Origin of the sequence: Enterobacter sp. FUJ80071 (assembly GCF_038739915.1) — a bacterium.
Taxonomy (GTDB): domain Bacteria; phylum Pseudomonadota; class Gammaproteobacteria; order Enterobacterales; family Enterobacteriaceae; genus Enterobacter; species Enterobacter kobei.
Window position 1 is genome coordinate 2016796 of the sequence record NZ_JBBXKH010000001.1, and the last position, 19053, is coordinate 2035848.

At 54.6% G+C, this 19053-nt stretch carries 19 protein-coding genes and 2 tRNA genes; 7 read left to right on the forward strand and 14 right to left on the reverse strand.

Going from position 1 to position 19053, the window contains the following annotated elements:
* Nucleotides 1–21: 21 nt before the first annotated feature.
* From AAER43_RS09815 to mdtK, 4 genes are all read right to left on the reverse strand, one after another.
* A complete protein-coding gene (locus tag AAER43_RS09815; RefSeq protein ID WP_050861840.1) occupies nt 22–1617 on the reverse strand; it encodes an FAD-NAD(P)-binding protein in 1596 nt (531 codons plus the stop codon).
* A 118-nt stretch (nt 1618–1735) separates the two neighbouring features.
* Nucleotides 1736–1812, reverse strand: a tRNA-Val gene (locus tag AAER43_RS09820).
* A gap of 4 nt (nt 1813–1816) precedes the next feature.
* Nucleotides 1817–1893: transfer RNA gene (locus tag AAER43_RS09825), tRNA-Val, on the reverse strand.
* Between the two features lie 153 nt (nt 1894–2046).
* Nucleotides 2047–3420, reverse strand: coding sequence for an MdtK family multidrug efflux MATE transporter (gene mdtK, locus AAER43_RS09830; protein ID WP_014883547.1), 1374 nt, complete (start codon nt 3418–3420; stop codon nt 2047–2049).
* Between the two features lie 224 nt (nt 3421–3644).
* Between mdtK and AAER43_RS09835 the strand changes: the two genes are divergently transcribed.
* A complete protein-coding gene (locus tag AAER43_RS09835; protein WP_014883548.1) occupies nt 3645–4286 on the forward strand; it encodes a riboflavin synthase in 642 nt (213 codons plus the stop codon).
* Between the two features lie 32 nt (nt 4287–4318).
* Here the strand turns inward: AAER43_RS09835 and cfa are convergent, their stop codons facing one another.
* Both cfa and punC read right to left on the reverse strand, forming a co-directional pair.
* Complete coding sequence (cfa, locus tag AAER43_RS09840) at nt 4319–5467, reverse strand: cyclopropane fatty acyl phospholipid synthase (RefSeq protein ID WP_014883549.1); 1149 nt, start codon at nt 5465–5467, stop codon at nt 4319–4321.
* Nucleotides 5468–5765: 298 nt separating this feature from the next.
* The gene (punC, locus tag AAER43_RS09845) at nt 5766–6965 is read right to left on the reverse strand and encodes a purine nucleoside transporter PunC (protein ID WP_050861839.1); all 1200 of its coding nucleotides are present in this window, start codon (nt 6963–6965) and stop codon (nt 5766–5768) included.
* A 114-nt stretch (nt 6966–7079) separates the two neighbouring features.
* Between punC and punR the strand changes: the two genes are divergently transcribed.
* Entirely contained in the window at nt 7080–7991 is a 912-nt protein-coding gene (punR, locus tag AAER43_RS09850; RefSeq protein ID WP_014883551.1) for a DNA-binding transcriptional activator PunR, read from the forward strand.
* Between the two features lie 17 nt (nt 7992–8008).
* Here the strand turns inward: punR and purR are convergent, their stop codons facing one another.
* Nucleotides 8009–9034 (reverse strand): HTH-type transcriptional repressor PurR, encoded by a 1026-nt coding sequence (purR, locus tag AAER43_RS09855; RefSeq protein ID WP_014883552.1) that lies wholly within the window; start codon nt 9032–9034, stop codon nt 8009–8011.
* A gap of 297 nt (nt 9035–9331) precedes the next feature.
* On the opposite strand from purR, the gene AAER43_RS09860 reads away from it, so the two are divergent.
* The gene (locus AAER43_RS09860) at nt 9332–9421 is read left to right on the forward strand and encodes a YnhF family membrane protein (protein WP_014883553.1); all 90 of its coding nucleotides are present in this window, start codon (nt 9332–9334) and stop codon (nt 9419–9421) included.
* A gap of 163 nt (nt 9422–9584) precedes the next feature.
* Nucleotides 9585–10751 carry an MFS transporter gene (locus AAER43_RS09865; RefSeq protein ID WP_014883554.1) on the forward strand — a complete coding sequence of 389 codons (1167 nt, stop codon included), beginning with the start codon at nt 9585–9587 and terminating at the stop codon, nt 10749–10751.
* Between the two features lie 39 nt (nt 10752–10790).
* On the opposite strand, the gene sodB is transcribed toward AAER43_RS09865, so the two are convergent.
* Nucleotides 10791–11372, reverse strand: a complete 582-nt coding sequence (gene sodB, locus AAER43_RS09870; RefSeq protein ID WP_032636815.1) for a superoxide dismutase [Fe] — start codon at nt 11370–11372, stop codon at nt 10791–10793.
* A gap of 122 nt (nt 11373–11494) precedes the next feature.
* Nucleotides 11495–12268 (reverse strand): C40 family peptidase, encoded by a 774-nt coding sequence (locus tag AAER43_RS09875; RefSeq protein WP_014883556.1) that lies wholly within the window; start codon nt 12266–12268, stop codon nt 11495–11497.
* Nucleotides 12269–12606: 338 nt separating this feature from the next.
* On the opposite strand from AAER43_RS09875, the gene grxD reads away from it, so the two are divergent.
* Entirely contained in the window at nt 12607–12954 is a 348-nt protein-coding gene (gene grxD / locus AAER43_RS09880; RefSeq protein ID WP_003832760.1) for a monothiol glutaredoxin 4, read from the forward strand.
* A 45-nt stretch (nt 12955–12999) separates the two neighbouring features.
* Here the strand turns inward: grxD and rnt are convergent, their stop codons facing one another.
* The 5 genes from rnt to eptA form a co-directional block, all read right to left on the reverse strand.
* Complete coding sequence (gene rnt, locus AAER43_RS09885; protein WP_050861838.1) at nt 13000–13650, reverse strand: ribonuclease T; 651 nt, start codon at nt 13648–13650, stop codon at nt 13000–13002.
* 95 nt (nt 13651–13745) lie between these two features.
* Entirely contained in the window at nt 13746–14153 is a 408-nt protein-coding gene (gene gloA / locus AAER43_RS09890; protein WP_014883558.1) for a lactoylglutathione lyase, read from the reverse strand.
* Nucleotides 14154–14253: 100 nt separating this feature from the next.
* Nucleotides 14254–15351, reverse strand: coding sequence for an alkene reductase (locus tag AAER43_RS09895; RefSeq protein WP_014883559.1), 1098 nt, complete (start codon nt 15349–15351; stop codon nt 14254–14256).
* Between the two features lie 53 nt (nt 15352–15404).
* On the reverse strand, nt 15405–16004 hold the full coding sequence (locus tag AAER43_RS09900; RefSeq protein ID WP_014883560.1) for a TetR/AcrR family transcriptional regulator: 600 nt from the start codon (nt 16002–16004) through the stop codon (nt 15405–15407).
* Between the two features lie 41 nt (nt 16005–16045).
* Entirely contained in the window at nt 16046–17671 is a 1626-nt protein-coding gene (eptA, locus tag AAER43_RS09905) for a phosphoethanolamine transferase EptA (RefSeq protein WP_014883561.1), read from the reverse strand.
* A 149-nt stretch (nt 17672–17820) separates the two neighbouring features.
* Here eptA and AAER43_RS09910 point away from each other — a divergent pair, with 149 nt between their 5' ends.
* Complete coding sequence (locus AAER43_RS09910) at nt 17821–18060, forward strand: DUF1289 domain-containing protein (RefSeq protein WP_014883562.1); 240 nt, start codon at nt 17821–17823, stop codon at nt 18058–18060.
* 48 nt (nt 18061–18108) lie between these two features.
* A complete protein-coding gene (locus tag AAER43_RS09915; RefSeq protein WP_014883563.1) occupies nt 18109–19005 on the forward strand; it encodes an aldo/keto reductase family oxidoreductase in 897 nt (298 codons plus the stop codon).
* Nucleotides 19006–19053: the final 48 nt, after the last annotated feature.

Consider the following 19053-nt stretch of genomic DNA (forward strand, 5'->3'; position numbering starts at 1 on the left):
TTGCAGGGCATGGAAGCCCTGTCAGTTCTCTACGTACGGTAATCGACGCCGTAAACCTGTGGCCGGTTTTTCAGCCGCCCTGGCCATCGCCTCTGCAATCTCTGCACACTCCGCCAGCCCCTGAACAAAGGGATGATCGTGCATCAGCCACGGTATCGCGCCAAACGCGATGCGCCCGCGAACCGTTTCAGGTGCATTTAGCGTGTAATCTTCACCGACATCGGGTATCTCATCGCCGGTCGTTTCCAGCGCTCTGCGCAGTGAGGGGAAAGGCAGATCTTTGGTTTTGAGCGGCTTTTGCCCGCGTGCATCGATGAAAACGTCAAAGCGGTAAACGGTCTCTTTTGTGGACACCACCGTGCGGTCGCTGCCAACATCCAGCGTATAGTCGTCGCCCAGGGCCGCCACGCTGATGATGCCAGCCTCGCGAAGCGCAAGCAGTCTGCGGATAGACTGCGGAGGGATCGCCGCATAGTTGTCGATAAACACGCGGGCCAGCCCGTTTTTGAAGCGCTCTCTGTCCTGATCGCTAAGATGGGGAACAATCTCCTGAACGACCTCATGCAGCCGAAGGACGGTATAGCGCCAGGCGACGGTGCGCCGTTCGCGTTTGTTCCGTTCAACTTCATTGAGGTTCTCTTCCGCCCAGCTAAACGGACCGTGCTGTTGACGACCCTCAAACCAGGCGTCACGCAGGCTGTCGGCGTTGTGGCGTTGCAGAGAAATTTTCTCGCACCATGCCGGGTCGGCACGTTGAAGCTCTTTCACCATCAGGGCAAAAATGCGGTCAAGCAGGCCATCCGATCCTTTGGCTATCTCGCCTTCAACCACGGATGCGGTTAAAACGGACAGCGGTTCGTAAGGGATAGGGCAGTAAAAATCGGCTTCCGGCAGAATGCCTGTCCGCGACATCAGCGTAATGTTTAACGCTTCACTGCCTTTATCCAGGATGAATTTACCGTCACGAAACTCACCGTGCTGCATCACCACCGCCATCGCCGCATCCAGACCGCTTAACGATGTTCCCATAATGCCAACGCGGCAAGGGGGAATGCGGGCGTCCATCAGACCGGACCACGGGCTTGGGAAGAATGTGCGCGTGGCTTCGTCCTCGTCTGGCCAGACGTGACCGGTGGCGATAACCGCAAGGTCAAAGCGTTCAGGAAAGATGTTGCCATTGACGGAAAGCGTGACGCCGGTTGAGGAGGGAATGACGTCGGTAACGGCGGCGGATTCATGGATGTTAACCTCGAACCCCTGCTTTTTAGCTTCTTTGACGATGGTTTGAAAGCTGTCGCGAAAATATTCACCCAGCAGGATCCGGGGCAGGAACTGCCGATCGTGGAGCGTGGTTTTATCTACCTTAAAACGCGCCAGGTGCGCTTCGCTCTGTCCCTTCAGCCAGTCGAGGTAGGTCATAAAAATGGGCGGGATTTCAATGCTCGCAATGTTCGCCAGCATCAGGCGAGAATTATCGTCGTCGTTATAAGGCATGCCCACGCCAGCGTCATCGGCCTGTTCAAAGACGGAAACTGAGAGCGGGGTGCTGTTTTTAAGCAGATGATAAAAGGTGTAAATCCCTGTGGGGCCGGAGCCGATAATGGCGATACTCTTCATCAACGCGCTTCCTGTATTTTTTCCATAAGAAAAGCGTAGCAGGAGAATAATGATGAAAATAAGGGATTAAGAAAAATCAGGGTATCTGAAGAGAATTTGCACCATTTCAGGACTGAAATGGTGCGTCCGAGTGGACTCGAACCACCGACCCCCACCATGTCAAGGTGGTGCTCTAACCAACTGAGCTACGGACGCAGAATGGTGCGTTCAATTGGACTCGAACCAACGACCCCCACCATGTCAAGGTGGTGCTCTAACCAACTGAGCTATGAACGCAACGTGTTGTCGGTGACAACGGGGACGAATATTAGCGGCACAGCATCAAGGTGGCAAGAGGGAAAATGCATTTTTCTCTCTGATTTCACGCGATTGCTTCATTACCGCGCAAAGTGAAGAGAAAGTAGCCGCCAGCAGGCGGCTACTGCGTATTTAACGCGCAGCGCGTTGCAAAATTACGGTTGATGGCTGGCGCTGCAGGAAGCGCATGCGCATCATCATCATGATCGCGGCTGACGTCAGACCAATGATAAAGCCCATCCAGAACCCGGCGGGTCCCATGCGGTCAACCACCAGATCGGTCAGGGCCAGGATGTAGCCGCACGGCAGTCCCAGTACCCAGTAGGCGATGAAGGTGATAAAGAAGATGGAGCGCGTATCTTTGTATCCGCGAAGCACGCCGCTGCCAATCACCTGGATAGAGTCTGAAATCTGGTACACCGCGGCGAGCAGCATCAGGTGCGAGGCAAGTGCCACCACTTCCGGGTTGTCGTTATAGAGCAGGGCAATTTGCTCGCGTAATGCAACGGTAAAGAGCGCCGTACAGACCGCCATGCAGACACCGACGCCTAGCCCGGTCCGTGCGGCCGTTTGCGCATCCAGCGTCGAGCCCTGGCCCAGACGGAAGCCGACGCGAATCGTCACCGCCGCCGCCAGCGACATCGGCAGAACGAACATCAGGGAGCTGAAGTTGAGCGCAATCTGGTGCCCGGCCACGTTAACGATCCCCAGGGGTGAGACCAGCAGGGCGACGACGGCAAAGAGCGTCACTTCAAAAAACAGGGCCAGCGCAATCGGCAAGCCTAACTGCATCAGGCGCGTCATGATGCTCCAGTCCGGCGTACTGAATCTTTTCTCATTACGAATATCGCGCATAGAGCGGGCGTGTTTCACAAAGGTAAGCATACAGAAGAACATCACCCAGTAGACCGCCGCGGTTGCCACGCCGCAGCCGACGCCGCCCAGCTCTGGCATCCCGAAATGACCGTAAATAAAGATATAGTTCACCGGAATATTCACCAGCAGGCCGATAAAGCCCATCACCATCCCGGGCTTGGTTTTCGCCAGGCCTTCGCACTGGTTACGCGCCACCTGGAAGAAGAGGTAGCCCGGTGCCCCCCAGAGCAGGGCACGCAGATAGCCCACGGCTTTGTCAGCCAGTGCCGGGTCAATGTTATCCATCGCGCGAATGATATGACCGGCGTTCCAGAGCACGACCATAATCAGCACGGAGACAAATCCGGCCAGCCAGAACCCCTGGCGGACCTGATGGGCAATGCGTTCGCGACGTCCCGAACCATTAAGTTGAGCAATAACCGGCGTCAGCGCGAGCAGCAGACCATGGCCGAACAGGATGGCCGGAAGCCAGATTGATGTACCGATGGCGACGGCCGCCATATCAGTGGCGCTATAGCCACCTGCCATGACGGTATCCACAAATCCCATTGCGGTCTGGGCCACTTGCGCGATGATCACTGGTATCGCCAGTGCCAATAACTGCCGCGCTTCATTCATGTACTTCTGCACGTGAACACCTTTATTTTGTAGTTATAAGAGAGACTAAAAAAGCCGCCGTAACGGGCAGCAAGAAGAAAATGCGGGGGGTGCCAGCTATTGTAGCGGGCTTTAGCTATTTATCTAGTGAAAAAATCGCCAGAAAATGCGCTCCGCTGGCAACCTCTTTTTCCAACTGTTATTGTGGTGGGATTAAACGGTGTAACCACCGTCCGGAGAAAACAGGAGTTGTAAGCATGTTTACTGGTATTGTGCAGGGCACTGCCAAAGTGGTGTCCATTGATGAAAAACCTAATTTTCGTACGCATGTTGTAGAGCTGCCGGAATATATGCTTGATGGCATCGAAACCGGCGCCTCGATTGCCCATAACGGCTGCTGTCTGACCGTCACCGAAATTAATGGCAACAAGATCAGCTTTGATTTAATGAAAGAGACCCTGCGTATTACTAATCTGGGCGAGCTGGCTGTAGGTGATACCGTCAACGTTGAGCGTGCGGCGAAGTTCAGTGATGAGATTGGCGGCCATCTGATGTCGGGGCACATCATGACCACGGCTGAAGTGGCGAAAATCGTGACATCGGAAAATAACCGTCAAATCTGGTTCAAAATGCAGGATCCGTCATTAATGAAATACATCCTCTATAAAGGATTTATTGGCATTGATGGGATTAGCCTGACGGTTGGAGAAGTGACGGCAACGCGTTTTTGCGTGCATTTAATTCCTGAAACGCTGCAACGCACCACGCTGGGTTCGAAAAAACTCGGGCATCGCGTGAATATCGAAATCGATCCGCAAACCCAGGCGGTAGTGGATACGGTTGAGCGCGTGCTGGCGGCAAAAGAAGCGGCAATAATAACGAGCACAGAAGACGAATAAAAAATAACCCCGGGTAACCGGGGTTATTTTTTTTAGCGGGCGACCCGCAAGCCGTGCTCAATCCCCCGGCTGAAAACAACCTGCCAGAGCTGAATATCCCGCGCGCGAAACGCCCCCGCGCAGGCATTCAGATAATAGCTAAACATCCGCTTGAATCGTTCAGAGTAGTTGTCCGCAATCTCCGGCCAGGCTTCCTGAAAACGTGCATGCCATGCCATCAATGTGGTGTCGTAATCCGCGCCAAAGTTATGCCAGTCTTCCATCACGAAATGGGACTCGCTGGCGTTGGCAATCTGGCGCACGGACGGTAAACAGCCATTCGGGAATATGTATTTGTTGATCCACGGGTCGACGTTGTTGTCGGTGCGCTTAGACCCGATGGTGTGCAGCAGGAAAATGCCGTCTGGTTTCAAATTGCGATCCACGACGTCAAAATAGGTGTCGTAGTTTTTCGGGCCAACATGTTCGAACATACCCACGGAGACAATACGATCAAACTGTTCGTTCAGGTCACGGTAATCCTGCAGCCGGATGTCAACATCAAGACCCTGGCAGCGTTCTCGGGCCAGCTTTTGCTGTTCTGCTGAAATCGTGACGCCGACGACGCTGACGCCGTAGTGCTTCGCCATAAAATACGCCAGCCCACCCCAGCCGCAGCCGATATCCAGCACACGCATTCCGGGCTCAAGCTGCAGTTTCTCGCTAATCAGACGCAGCTTGGCCTGTTGCGCCTCTTCAAGCGTCGATGCCTCTTTCCAGTAGGCGCAGGAATATTGCATGAAGGGGTCCAGCATACGGCTGAACAGATCGTTGCCAAGGTCGTAGTGCTCTTTGCCGACGATCCAGGCGCGTTTTTTACTTTGCAGGTTAAACAGGCGGGCTGAGGCGACGCGCAGGGTGTCTTTCAGATGGCGAGGGAGTTGATTTTCCAGACCAGCACGCAAAACGCGGGTGAAAAATATATCCAGCCGTTCGCATTCCCACCAGCCATCCATATAACTTTCTCCCAGGCCTAACGATCCCTCTCGTAACACGCGTTTAAAAAAGTCGGGATGTTTAACCTGAGGATCGGATGGCGATGATCCATTAATCGTGATGCCTGCTCGACCTAACAGTTCACTGACGATCCGGGACCAGTTATCGTCCGGAACGCTGACTTCTTCTATACACGATGAACTCATAGCTTCTCCATCACCCTACTGTGATCAGAACCTTCAAACAGCGTAGACGCTTTTTTTGGTTTGTGAGAAATCTCACGGTATATACCGCGAGGCTAGTATCCGACGTAGAACAGAGGAAGGGAGATAACCCTTGCCGAAATGCCTTCCATGGTAAAACGGGAGCACTCCGGCTCCCGTTAACACTTAATATTTATCGTATTTAATCGAACCAAATTTAGTATAGGCCGCAAAATTTGGTGATTCAATAGAAAATTGTTAGCAACCTAATCACCGAAAAGTTACATAATTTTTGCAGTAATTACGCATGTGACGTTTCTGCCTGCGCGCGGTTATCCTGCGCACGCTGCGCGGCTGACTGCATACGATAGCCCATGCCGGCCAGCGCAACGGTAACCAGCATCACGCTGGTGGTGGTCAGGAGTGGCGTGGCAATCAGTGCCGAGACCACCAGACTGGCCAGGAAGCATAGCCCCAGTTGCAGCGTATTCTGAAGTGCGGCCGCACGGCCCGTCGCCTGCGGGAAGGGACGAAGCGCCTGCGCCACAACGATAGGGTATATCGCGCCGTTCGCGATGGCCATTACGCAGAATGGAATCAAAATTTCAGCCAGACCGACGCCGGGAATAAAGCCGACGGCCCAGGTCCCGATAACGCTCAACGCATACAGCACCAGCAACCACGGCAGCATCTGCTGGCCTTCCCATTTTTGCAGCGCCGCGCGACAGCCGTACCCGCCTACCAGGAACGCGATGGTCTGCGGAACATAGCTCAGACCGATGGCCGCCGGGCTGTAGCCCATATCGTGCAGAATAAAGGGTGAACCGGTCAGCCATGCGAAGAAGCTCGCCGAGCAGGCAGCATAAATCAGCACATTACCGCGATACGCTTTGGCGCTCAGCAGGGAGGCAAAGGTAATTGGGCTGGCGTCGGCATGCGCCTCTTTTTTATGCGCGGGCTTGAGGGCGAACGCCGGCAGCATCAGGATCAGCGTGATGGCAAACAGCGTGGCAAAGATGGCCTGCCAGTCGAAATGCGCGAGGATCCAGCTACCCAGCAGCGGGGCGAGGGCAGGGGAAAGCCCCACCAGCGGCATAATGGTCGCGAAAATTCGGTTTGTACGGTTCGCCGGATAGTAGTCGGTGACCAGCGCCTGCCAGGTGACGGCTGCGGCGCAGACGCCGACTGCCTGAATAAACCGCAGTACCAGCAGCCAGGTGGCGTCGCGAACCCATAGCATCCCCAGACAGCCCACGGCAAAAATGGCCAGACCCAGCAACAGTACCGGCTTGCGGCCAAAGCGATCCGAGAGCGGTCCCCACAGTAGCTGCGCGAAGGCAAAACCGGCGAGGAACAAACTCAGGCTGGCGCTGATCGCGGCGGCAGGGGTTTGCAGATCTTCCTGCATGGCGGCGAAAGCCGGCAGGTACATATCGGTGGCTAAAAAGCCCAGCACGCTTAAGCCGCCGAGCCAGACTAAAAAACCTTTCCTGGGTTGCATTGTTTTCTTCTCCTGAGGAGGCAGGTGTACATTGGCGCAGAGTGTAGGGAGTGCAAAGCGGCTTGTGAAACGCTAATATTTGGCGGGTGCATTCAAATTTTTTGCAGGCAGAAAATGTGGTCAGATTATTCTCTTGAAGTGGTCGATGCTGTCGCGCGTAACGGCAGCTTTAGCGGTGCAGCGCAGGAGCTGCACCGCGTCCCGTCGGCAATCAGCTATACGGTGCGTCAGCTAGAAGAGTGGCTGGCCGTTCCGCTGTTTGAACGGCGACATCGTGATGTGGAATTAACGCCTGCCGGGGCGTGGTTTTTGAAAGAAGGGCGTTCTGTTATCAAAAAAATGCAGATCACCCGCGAACAGTGTCAGCAGATCGCTAACGGCTGGCGGGGGCATCTTTCCATCGCGGTCGATAATATCGTGAAGCCGGAGCGCACCCGGCAAATGATCGTCGATTTCTATCGTCATTTTTCTGACGTTGAGTTGCGTGTTTCGCAGGAAGTGTTCAACGGCGTGTGGGACGCGCTGTCGGACGGCAGGGTAGAAATGGCGATTGGGGCGACGCAGGCGATTCCGGTTGGGGGACGCTATGCCTTTCGCGATATGGGGATGCTGAGCTGGAAATGCGTAGTGGCACGCGATCATCCCCTGGCGGCCATGGAGGGGCCGTTAAGCGACGATACCTTGCGTAACTGGCCGTCGCTGGTGCTGGAGGACACCTCCCGCTCGCTGCCCAAGCGTATCACCTGGCTGCTGGATAACCAGCGTCGCGTGGTCGCCCCGGACTGGGAATCGTCGGCGACCTGCCTCAGTGCAGGGCTGTGCGTCGCGATGGTGCCCGTTCATTTTGCGCGCCCGAGAATCGACACCGGCGAGTGGGTTGAACTGACGCTGGAGAATCCGTTCCCGGATGCGGCTTGCTGCCTGACCTGGCAACAAAATGATGTTTCACCTGCTATGGCTTGGCTGCTGGATTATCTGGGGGACAGCGAAACGCTTAACCGGGAATGGTTACGGGAGCCAGTGTGACTGGCTCCGTAAAGCGATTAACGACGGTAGTCGCGGAACGGACCATCCGCAACGGAACGGCGTTCGATGAGGCGCGGGTGGACTTCAATGGACTGCGACTCTTCACGTTTGTTGACGATCCTGTCGAGCAGCATGTTGAAGGCCGTTTCACCCAGCGAATCTTTCGGCTGGTGAATGGTGGTCAGCGCAGGGGTAAAGAAGCGCGCGTTGCGCACGTTGTCATAGCCGATCACGGAAATGTCCTGCGGGACGCGCAGACCCAGCTCATCGGCCGCACAGAGCGCGCCCATCGCCATGATGTCGCCCCCGCAGAAAACGGCGGTAGGACGATGTTGCTGGGAGACAATCTGCTGCATCGCGCGGTAGCCTGATTCCGGCTCAAAGTCACCCTGTACGATCCAGTTTTCTGGCACGGTGATCAGTGCTTCTTCCATCGCTTTCATAAAGCCAGCCAGACGACCTGCGCCGGTGTTACGCTCAAGCGGACCCGGGATCACGCCAATCTCACGATGACCGCGTTCGATCAAATAACGGCCCGCCATATAGCCGCCTTCAAAGGCGTTGTCGATAACGGAATCCGTGAAATCCGCACGGGCTTCACCCCAGTCCATCACCACCATCGGGATATGCCGATACTCTTCAAGCATCGACAGTACGGATTCCGGGTACTCGGAACACATCACCAGCAGGCCATCCACGCGCTTCTGCGCCATCATGGAGAGATAGGCTCGCTGTTTTTCAATGCTATTCCACGCGTTGCCTAGAATCAGGGTATAGCCTTTCTGGAAGCAGTTTTTCTCTACCGCTTCAATGATCTCAGCAAAATAGGCCGCTTCGCTGCTGGTCGCCAGCAGACCAATCGATTTGGTGTGATTCACCTTGAGGCTGCGCGCAACCGCACTTGGCGAGTAGTGCAGCTCTTTGATCGCTGCCCAGACGGCGTTGCGCGTCTCTTCCGCCACAAAGCGGGTTTTGTTAATTACATGTGATACGGTTGTAGTGGAAACGTTTGCGCGTTTTGCTACGTCTTTAATTGTTGCCATTAAATGTCACTCCAGACCATATCCTAAACTCCTGAAATACTTGAAGGTAAACGTTTGCCTTCTCTCACCCTTATCACGCAATTTTAGATTGCGGTACGCCAGGAAAACGACACGGGACGTCAGGAGGGGGTCAATGGCCGGTACGCTAATAAATTTAGCGTGGAATTTTGTCCTATCTTGATGAAAAGGGGAAGAGGTAAAGTGGTTATCAGCTTAAATCCGGGAAGATTTTTGACGTAAACTGTGCAAAAATGAGCAAGCTCACTTTTCGTGGGGGGATTAAAAGGAGAAAAATTGATGAGTTCCGATCTGAAGTTTTCGCTGTTCACCACCATCGTTGTGCTGGCGCTGATTGTGGCGGCTGGCCTGACGGCTGCGCTGCACTGATTTACGCGGAGGGAGAATCTTCTCCCTCCCGGTTTACCGGATTGTTACTTCTCAGGCAAAAATCTTTTGCCATTTTGTTAACTTCTCATTTTTTGTGATTGATGTCATGCTTTCCGCTTCTTTGTTCTGTGTCACGACATGACACGGCATCCGGAGTTGACGCATGAAAATCAATTTTCCCCTGCTGGCCCTGGCGATTGGCGCTTTTGGGATTGGCACCACCGAATTCTCCCCGATGGGGTTACTGCCTGTTATCGCCCGGGGCGTGGATGTCTCGATCCCTGCGGCCGGGATGTTAATCAGCGCTTATGCCATCGGCGTGATGGTGGGGGCGCCGCTGATGACGCTACTGCTTTCACACCGCGCGCGCCGTAATGCGCTGATTTTCCTGATGGCGATTTTCACCCTGGGCAACGTGCTCTCTGCCATTTCACCTGACTACACCACCCTGATGCTGTCGCGCATTTTGACCAGCCTGAACCACGGCGCGTTCTTTGGGCTGGGCTCGGTCGTGGCCGCAAGCGTGGTGCCGAAACATAAGCAGGCAAGCGCCGTGGCGACCATGTTTATGGGGCTGACGATTGCCAACATTGGCGGCGTACCGGCTGCGACCTGGCTGGGTGAAGCGATCGGCTGGCGTATGTCATTCCTGGCAACCGCCGGGCTGGGCGTGGTGGCGATGGTGGCCTTGTTCTTCTCCCTGCCGAAAGGCAGCGCGGGTGAACGTCCGGACGTGCGCAAAGAGCTGTCGGTACTGGTGCGCCCGCAGGTGCTTTCTGCACTGCTGACCACCGTGCTGGGGGCCGGGGCGATGTTTACGCTCTATACCTACATTTCACCGGTGCTGCACGATATCACCCATGCAACCCCAATCTTTATTACCGCGATGCTGGTATTGATTGGCGTAGGGTTCTCAATGGGTAACTACCTTGGCGGGAAATTTGCTGACCGTTCAGTGACCGGAACGTTGAAAGGCTTTTTAACCTTGCTGATTGCCATCATGATCGCGATTCCGTGGCTGGCGCGTAACGAGTTTGGCGCGGCCATCGCGATGGTTGTCTGGGGCGCAGCCACCTTCGCCGTGGTGCCGCCGCTGCAGATGCGCGTGATGCGTGTCGCCCACGAGGCGCCGGGTCTCTCTTCTTCAGTGAATATCGGTGCGTTTAACCTGGGGAATGCCCTGGGTGCTGCGGCGGGCGGCGCCGTCATTTCTGGCGGTCTGGGATACAGCTTTGTGCCGGTGATGGGGGCGATTATTGCCGCGCTCGGCCTGCTGCTGGTGATGATGTCCGGCCGGAAACAGCCAGAAGCCGTTTGCACGGCGGAATAATAAAAATAACGCAGAAGGGGGACCCCTTCTGCGTCTCTCTTACGCGGCGAAGTTCTTCGCGACGAAGTCCCAGTTGACCAGTGCCCAGAAGTGCTCCAGGTAGTTCGGGCGCGCGTTACGGTAATCAATGTAGTAAGCGTGCTCCCACACGTCCACGGTCATCAGCGGCGTAGCGCTGGTGGTCAGCGGGGTGCCTGCATTAGAGGTGGACACGATTGCCAGTTTGCCATCCGCTTCTTTTACCAGCCACGTCCAGCCAGAGCCGAAGTTCTTGATGGCGGCATCCGTAAACTTCGCTTTGAAATCGGCGAAGCTGCCAAAGGCGGCGTTAATCGCGGAAGCCAGTTCACCGGCAGGTTCACCACCGGCATTGGGTGCCAGGCAGTGCCAGTAGAAGGTGTGGTTCCACACCTGAGCCGCGTTGTTAAATACGCCACCCTCTGAGCTACGGACGATCTCTTCCAGCGTTTTGCCTTCGAAATCGGTGCCTTTGATCAGATTGTTCAGGTTGGTGACATACGTCTGGTGATGTTTGCCGTAATGGTATTCCAGGGTTTCCGCAGAAATGTGCGGTGCCAGGGCGTCTTTTGCATACGGTAGTGCAGGTAATTCGAACGACATTGCTTCTCTCCTTATTGTATTTAGCGTTGCCAATAACCACACAGACAACAAGGACAGGATAGCAAATTGAAAGGGTATGCAAAAGAGGAACTTACCCTGCCACGGATGCGGCAGGGCAGGGGTTAGCGAATAGTTTTCGGCGTCATCACGCGACGTGCGCCGACGTAGTGACGCACCCAGTAGTCTTCACTCAGGGAGGTGATCTGAATATCCTGGCCGCTGCGCGGTGACTGGATAAATTTCCCGTTGCCGACATAGACACCCACATGGTCAGCCGTGCCGCGGCCTTGCGTGCGGAAGAAGACCAGATCGCCGTTTTCCAGCTCACCACGGCTCACCGGAGAGGCGTCGCGCAGGTGGTACATCTCATTAGCGGTACGCGGAATGCGGAACTTAACCAGATCTTTATAGGCGTAATAGACCAGGCCGCTACAGTCGAAGCCGGTTCGTGGCGAACTGCCACCCCAGCGATAAGGTTTGCCAATTTGCCCCATCAGTTTATTCATCGCGGTTTTTTGCGCTTTCTGTACACGGACTTTATGTACTTCCGCGATTTTCGTGACTTTGGTGCATTTCGCTTTGTGGCCTTTACGCGTAATGCATTTTTCAGTGACGAGGTTAGCAGCGGTCAGCGAAGTTTTACTTTTGGTGGTGTGGGCAGTGCGGGAAGATTTTGTTTTGGTCTTGCTGGAAGCGGTTTGTGTCGTCTTGGTGGTCGTCTTTTTCTTTTCGTTCTTTGTGGTGGTTTTTTTCTTACGTTCTGTGGCTTTCACCAGATGGCTTTTTTGTACAGCAGAATGCCGCGCCTGCTGAGAGGCGTTTGCCACTGGCGTGAGAGTGAGTGATGTAAACAGTAAAGCACAGAGCGTGATCGAGATTTTTGTTATCCGCGCCACTGGGCAGTCCCCTGATAAATGCAGGTCATCAATAATACCCGCGAGTGATTTACAAAGCCCGTCGATTCTAATCCATAAAAACCCGAGAAGTTAATAGCATTTTTCAATCTAAAAACCTGTTTCGTTAGCAAGTGCAAAAAAATTCATCGTTCTGTCGCACAATTGTTCACTCCCTAAGCAAAACCCTGACTGCCGCAGGGTTAAACACCATTTGCAATGCAACTTTTGTAGAGTCGAGGTAAAATGTATAAACGTGACGAAAATGTTATTTTCCGATGCCAGCCTGACCCGCTACAATGTCAGACTATTGCCGTAACAGAAGTTAAAGGAAGCAAGACATGAGCACCACTATTGAAAAAATCCAGCGCCAGATCGCTGAAAACCCGATTCTGCTGTATATGAAAGGTTCTCCGAAGCTGCCAAGCTGCGGCTTCTCCGCGCAAGCGGTTCAGGCGCTCTCAGCCTGTGGTGAGCGTTTTGCTTACGTTGATATCCTGCAGAACCCGGACATCCGTGCTGAGCTGCCAAAATACGCTAACTGGCCAACCTTCCCGCAGCTGTGGGTAGACGGTGAGCTGGTAGGCGGCTGCGATATCCTGATTGAAATGTATCAGCGCGGTGAACTGCAGCAGCTGATCAAAGAAACCGCGGCGAAGTACAAAACCGAAGAGCCGGACGCAGAGTAAGTTTGCTGCGCAAATAAAAAAGCGACCTGTTAAGGTCGCTTTTTTTTATTCTTCGCTGTCACCTGTTGGCAGCGGCCAGCCGCCCAGACGCTTCCAGCGGTTGACGATCTCACAGAACAGCTCTGCGGTGCGCTCCGTGTCATACAGAGCCGAGTGCGCCTGCGTGCCGTCAAATTCAATACCCGCCGTAATACAGGCTTTTGATAACACCGTTTGCCCCAGCGCCAGACCGCTCAGTGCTGCCGTGTCGAAGGTCACAAACGGGTGGAAAGGGTTGCGTTTGAGCGAGGCGCGCTCCGCTGCGGCCATGGTAAAGGTGTGATCGAAGGTGGCGTTATGCGCCACCATGATGGCGCGGCTGCAGTTACTCTCTTTCATGCCTTTACGCACCATTTTAAAAATGGCGTGCAGCGCATCATATTCGCTTACCGCACCGCGCAGTGGGTTATGCGGATCGATACCGTTGAAGGCCAGCGCTTCCGGCTGTAAGTTTGCCCCTTCGAAAGGTTCAATGTGGAAATGCAGCGTGGTGTCTGGTATAAGCCAGCCCTGTTCATCCATCTTCAGCGTGATGGCGGCAATTTCGAGCAGCGCATCGGTTTTAGCGTTAAATCCGGCTGTTTCTACATCAATGACAACGGGATAAAAACCACGAAAACGGTCGCACAGACCGCTAAATTGAGCGTTATCGGACATCAGGGTCTCTTACAAGGGGAAAAAGCAGAGCGCATTATGGCAAATTTTGCGGGGTGATGCAGTAAAACTACGGGCGCATATTGCGCCCTGAGGGATCAGTTGCCCAGACCACGACCGGCATCTTTGGCTTCAATCAGCTCGATTTTGTAACCGTCCGGATCTTCCACAAACGCAATCACAGTGGTGCCGCCTTTAACCGGACCCGCTTCACGGGTGACGTTACCGCCGTTGCTGCGGATGCGTTCGCACGCTTCGGCTGCGTTGTCCACTTCCAGCGCGATATGGCCGTAGGCGTTGCCCAGGTCATAGCTGTCCACGCCCCAATTATAGGTCAGCTCAATCACCGCTTCATCCGTTTCCGGGCCGTAACCCACGAACGCCAGCGAGTATTTGTATTCCGGGTTTTCGCTGGTGCGCAGCAGTTTCATGCCCAGTACGTTAGTGTAGAAATCAATAGAACGTTGCAGATCGCCAACGCGCAGCATGGTGTGAAGTAGGCGCATAATTTCCTCATTAACCAATGGATTTGAATATTTTTTTGAACAGAAACGATGTTTTAGTATAGCGGCGAAGTGTCGCCGCTATCAATGAACAATGGCGAGATTAGAGAGAAGGGTAGTCGGTGTAACCTTCAGCGCCGCCGCCGTAGAAGCTTTCAGGACGCTGCGGGTTCAGAGCGGCTTTCTGTTGCAGGCGGGCGACCAGGTCCGGGTTGGCGATATAGTCGCGGCCAAACGCAACGGCATCAATCAGCCCTTTGCCGATCAGGTCTTCCGCTTTCTCAGGCGTATAGGCACCCGCACCGATGATCACCCCGTGGAAGCGCTCACGCACTTTCTGACGGAAGGCTTCCGTATAAGGTTTACCGCCGGCCCAGTCTGGCTCAGACATGTGCAGATAGGCGATACCGCGTTTTGCCAGCTCTTCAATCAGATAGAGCGCATCCGCTTCTTCGTTCGGGCCGTTGTCGACGTTCTGGAAAGAACCGATCGGGGAGACGCGAATGCCGATACGATCCGGGCTCCACTCCTGGCATACGGCATCAACCACTTCCAGCACCAGACGGGCGCGGTTCTCGACGCTGCCGCCATACTGGTCGGTACGCTGGTTAGATGATGGTGACAGGAACTGGTGCAGCAGGTAACCGTGCGCGGAGTGCAGCTCAATCAAATCAAAACCTGCTTCACGGGCGTTGGCAACGGCCTGACGGAAATCGTTCACGATACCCGGGATCTCATCCAGCTCCAGGGCGCGCGGCGTTGAGGTATCGACGCGGATCGCGTTACCGTTTTCATCACGCAGCGAGGTACGGGTGTTAGCATTCAGGGCAGAGGCTGAAACCGGTGCCTGGCCGCCAGGCTGAATGCTGCTGTGGGAGATACGCCCGGTGTGCCACAGCTGGACGGCAATGCGTCCCTCTTCAGCATGCACGCCCGCGGTAATTTTCTGCCATGCGGCGATCTGTTCCGGGCTGTGCAGCCCCGGCGCACCCGCATAACCTTTAGCCTGAGCAGAAATCTGCGTAGCTTCGGTGATGATCAGGCCGGAACTGGCGCGCTGACGATAGTATTCACCCATCAGTGGGGTGGGGATGTCACCCGGCTCAATGCTGCGCAGACGGGTAAGCGGAGCCATGAACACGCGGTTTGGCGCGGTAACGGCACCCACTTTTAAGGGGGTAAATAATTTTTCAGCTGACATAAAGACTCCTGAGTAGACCAGTCGACTAGTAATAAGATAAATAAAAACGCCTGTTAAATGCCAGGCGCAGTAATTGTGTTTTTCACATGTGCCAGCGCGCTTTCCAGCGGCACGGCACTGCGCGAAATCTTGGCCTGCAGGTTAGCGCCTAACCATAGCGCGTATAACACCTGCGCCTGAGTCAGAGGTTCACCCGAAAAGGCCAGCGTTTTTTCATTGCGGCCTTTTTCCAGCGCCTGGGCCAGCAGGGCGATAACACCGCTGGCACCTTTATCCATCGCCGTGCGCATATCTTCGGAGAGATCGCACACTTCGGCAGACAGTTTTACCGTCAGGCATCCGCTGATAATGCCCTGCTGACAGAACTGATTCAGCGTTTCCTGATAGTAGTTAAGAACACGATCCCGATAGTTACCTTCACCCGTGGCGAAGTGGGTCGCGAGACGCTGATGGTAGCCCGCATAGTGCCGCTCCAGCATCGCCACGCCAAACGCCTCTTTGGACCGGAAGTAGTGATAAAACGACCCCTTCGGTACCTCAGCGGTTTTTAATAGCTCGCTTAACCCCATGCCGGTGAAACCGCGATGCATGCAAAGCCGCTCGCCAGTCGCCAGTAGATGTTCGCGGGTATCGTGTTCAGTATTTCTGCTCATGACCTCACTCTAATAGACCGTTCGGTCTAATGCAAGCCTGTTTACTGCCGACACCCATTCAGAATATCCAGCTGCTGTTGATAAACCTTTGATTTAATGTCCATCATACCCAGCACCGTTGAGAATAAATTGTCCTGCGAAACCGCATTTTTTGCCGCATAGTCGCGTAAGCACTGCGCGTTGATGCCAAAGTTTTTTGCATAATCCGGCGATAGCCAGAACATAAACGGGATGTGCGTTTGTTGCTCGGGTGCCAGCATGTATGGCGTACCGTGCAGGTAAATACCGCTTTCACCCAGCGATTCACCGTGGTCTGATAAATAAATCAGGGCGGTGTTCATGTTCGCCTGACGGGCCTTCAGTGCGTCAATGGTTTTGCTGACCATGCTGTCGGTGTACAGGATGGTGTTGTCATAGGTGTTCATCAGCGCCTGATGATCGCAATCCTGAATTTCGTTCGTGTCGCAGGTTGGGGTGAATTTACGGAAATTGTCCGGGTAACGGCGATAGTACGCCGGACCGTGGCTGCCCATCAGGTGGATAACCAGCACCGTATCTTGCTTCACGCCATCCAGCACGTTGTCCAGACGGTAGAAGTTCACATCGTCAATACAGGATTTGTCTTTGCAGAACTGATCCAGATTCCACTGCGTCATGTCGGTATGAGGCACGCGATCGCAGGCGCCTTTACAGCCGCCGTCGTTATCGCGCCACAGCAGGTTGACGCCCGCGTGCCTGAGCACGTCAAGCAGCCCTTCCTGATGCCGAGCCAGGTCGGCATCGTATTTGCTGCGCGTCATGCCGGAGAACATGCAGGGAACGGAAACCGCGGTTTCGGTGCCACATGAAGAGGCCTGCGGGAAGTTAATCACGTCCTGCTTTTTCAGCTCGGGGTTGGTTTCGCGCCCGTAACCGTTCAGGGAGTAGTTTGCCGCGCGAGAGGCTTCGCCGACGACAAGCACCAGAACGGTTTTCTTTTGCTGACCCGCAATCAGCGAGCCTTTATGCGCATCTTCGCCAATGCGCACCAGCGTTTGATCGCCGGCAAACCAGCGCATTTTGCTGTACTTCACCACGGCGCTGACATAGTTCGCCGGGGTAACCATTTTGACGATGCTTTTGTTATTGCGGAACAGCGACGCGTAATCTTTATAAAACAGTGCGGCAATCAGGATGATCACCAGCAGAGCGCCCAGCATCGCGGCTACGCGCGTCAGCAGCGCGTACCACCATTTTCCGGTACGAATTCGGGTGAGAGCCAGCACCACGGAGGGCACGAGGCCAGCAACAACAATCCACAGAATCATCTGCGGGGTCACCAGGGCGGTGGCTTCCTGAGAGTTGGTTTCGAACACGTTGACGATCATGTTCTGATCGATGACCGCGCCGTAGGTATACATAAAATAGGTTGCCGCAGCGCAACCGACAGTTAAAACGATCAGCAGCGGCTTACGGATGTACGGGATATTGAGCAGGCTAAAAACAATTACCCAGCCACAAAACAGCACCACCGGCACGGACGCGGCAAAGAGAATGTCGTGCAGATGCGCAGGGGCAATAATGGCCCAGCTGCGCTGGATAAACAGCCCGTTCAGCAGGGTAAAAAAGAGTGCACAGCCCAGAGTAAATTTAATATCGTTACATTGTAACTTTTTGATTAACTGCATCGATCGAAAAACCTGTTCTTATGATGATGGGCTGAGTATAGAGAGGGAAGATTAGTGAAACCTTAATGCCACAAAACTGTGGTAAAGCCCTTGCACCTGACGCGTTTAGCGTCTTCACTGTAGATGAGAGTGGTCATGCGGAGGTCAGTGTGGCAGAGCAACTGGAGTTTTTCCCCATCCAGAGCCCGTGCCGGGGTATTTGTCAGGTAGATGAACGCGGATATTGCCGCGGGTGCATGCGCACCCGTGACGAGCGCTTTAACTGGCAAAACTTCAGCGACACGCAAAAACAGGAGGTGCTCCGGCTATGCCGGCAGCGACTTCTGCGCAAAATCCGCGCAAACAAAGCCGCTGAGACCGAAGAACCTCAGCAACCTTCACTGTTTTAACACGGTAATTGCGTATACTCATGACATCACGTCCTTGAGGAAAATGTTATGGTTCAGCGAATTACCCTTGCCCCCCAGGGGCCAGAATTCTCCCGTTTTGTGATGGGCTACTGGCGCCTGATGGACTGGAATATGTCCCCCCTCCAGCTGGCGAGCTTTATTGAAGAGCATATCGATTTAGGGGTCACGACCGTCGATCATGCGGATATTTACGGTGGCTACCTGTGTGAAGCCGCATTTGGCGAGGCGCTCAAGCTTGTTCCGGCACTCCGCGACCGCATGGAGATCGTCACGAAGTGTGGGATTGCCACCACCGCAAAACCTGAGCACGCCCTCGGCCATTACATCACCGACAGCGCGCATATCATCAAGAGCGCTGAGCAGTCGCTGGTCAATCTGGCGACGGATCGCATCGACCTGCTGCTGATTCACCGCCCAGACCCGCTGATGGACGCCGATGAGGTGGCGGAAGCGTTCCTGCATCTGCATCAGAGTGGGAAAGTGCGTCACTTCGGCGTCTCAAACTTTACCCCGGCACAGTTTGCACTGCTTCAGTCTCGGCTGCCGTTTACCCTGGCCACTAACCAGGTGGAAATTTCCCCTGTCCATCAGCCGCTGCTGCTGGACGGTACGCTCGACCAGCTGCAACAGCTGCGTATTCGCCCGATGGCCTGGTCCTGCCTGGGAGGCGGACGCCTGTTTAATGATGAGGCGTTCCAGCCGCTGCGCAATGAACTGGAAACCATCGCCCGTGAGCTGAACGCGGAGAGCATTGAACAGGTGGTGTATGCGTGGATCCTGCGTCTGCCGTCAAAACCGCTGCCGATTATTGGCTCCGGAAAAATCGAACGCGTTCGTTCCGCACTGGCCGCGGAAGAGCTGGAGATGACACGTCAGCAGTGGTTCCGCATCCGCAAAGCCGCGCTGGGTTACGACGTGCCTTAAACCGCCATAATCTGACTTTCCGGTGAAATCTTTGCCTCTGGTATACAC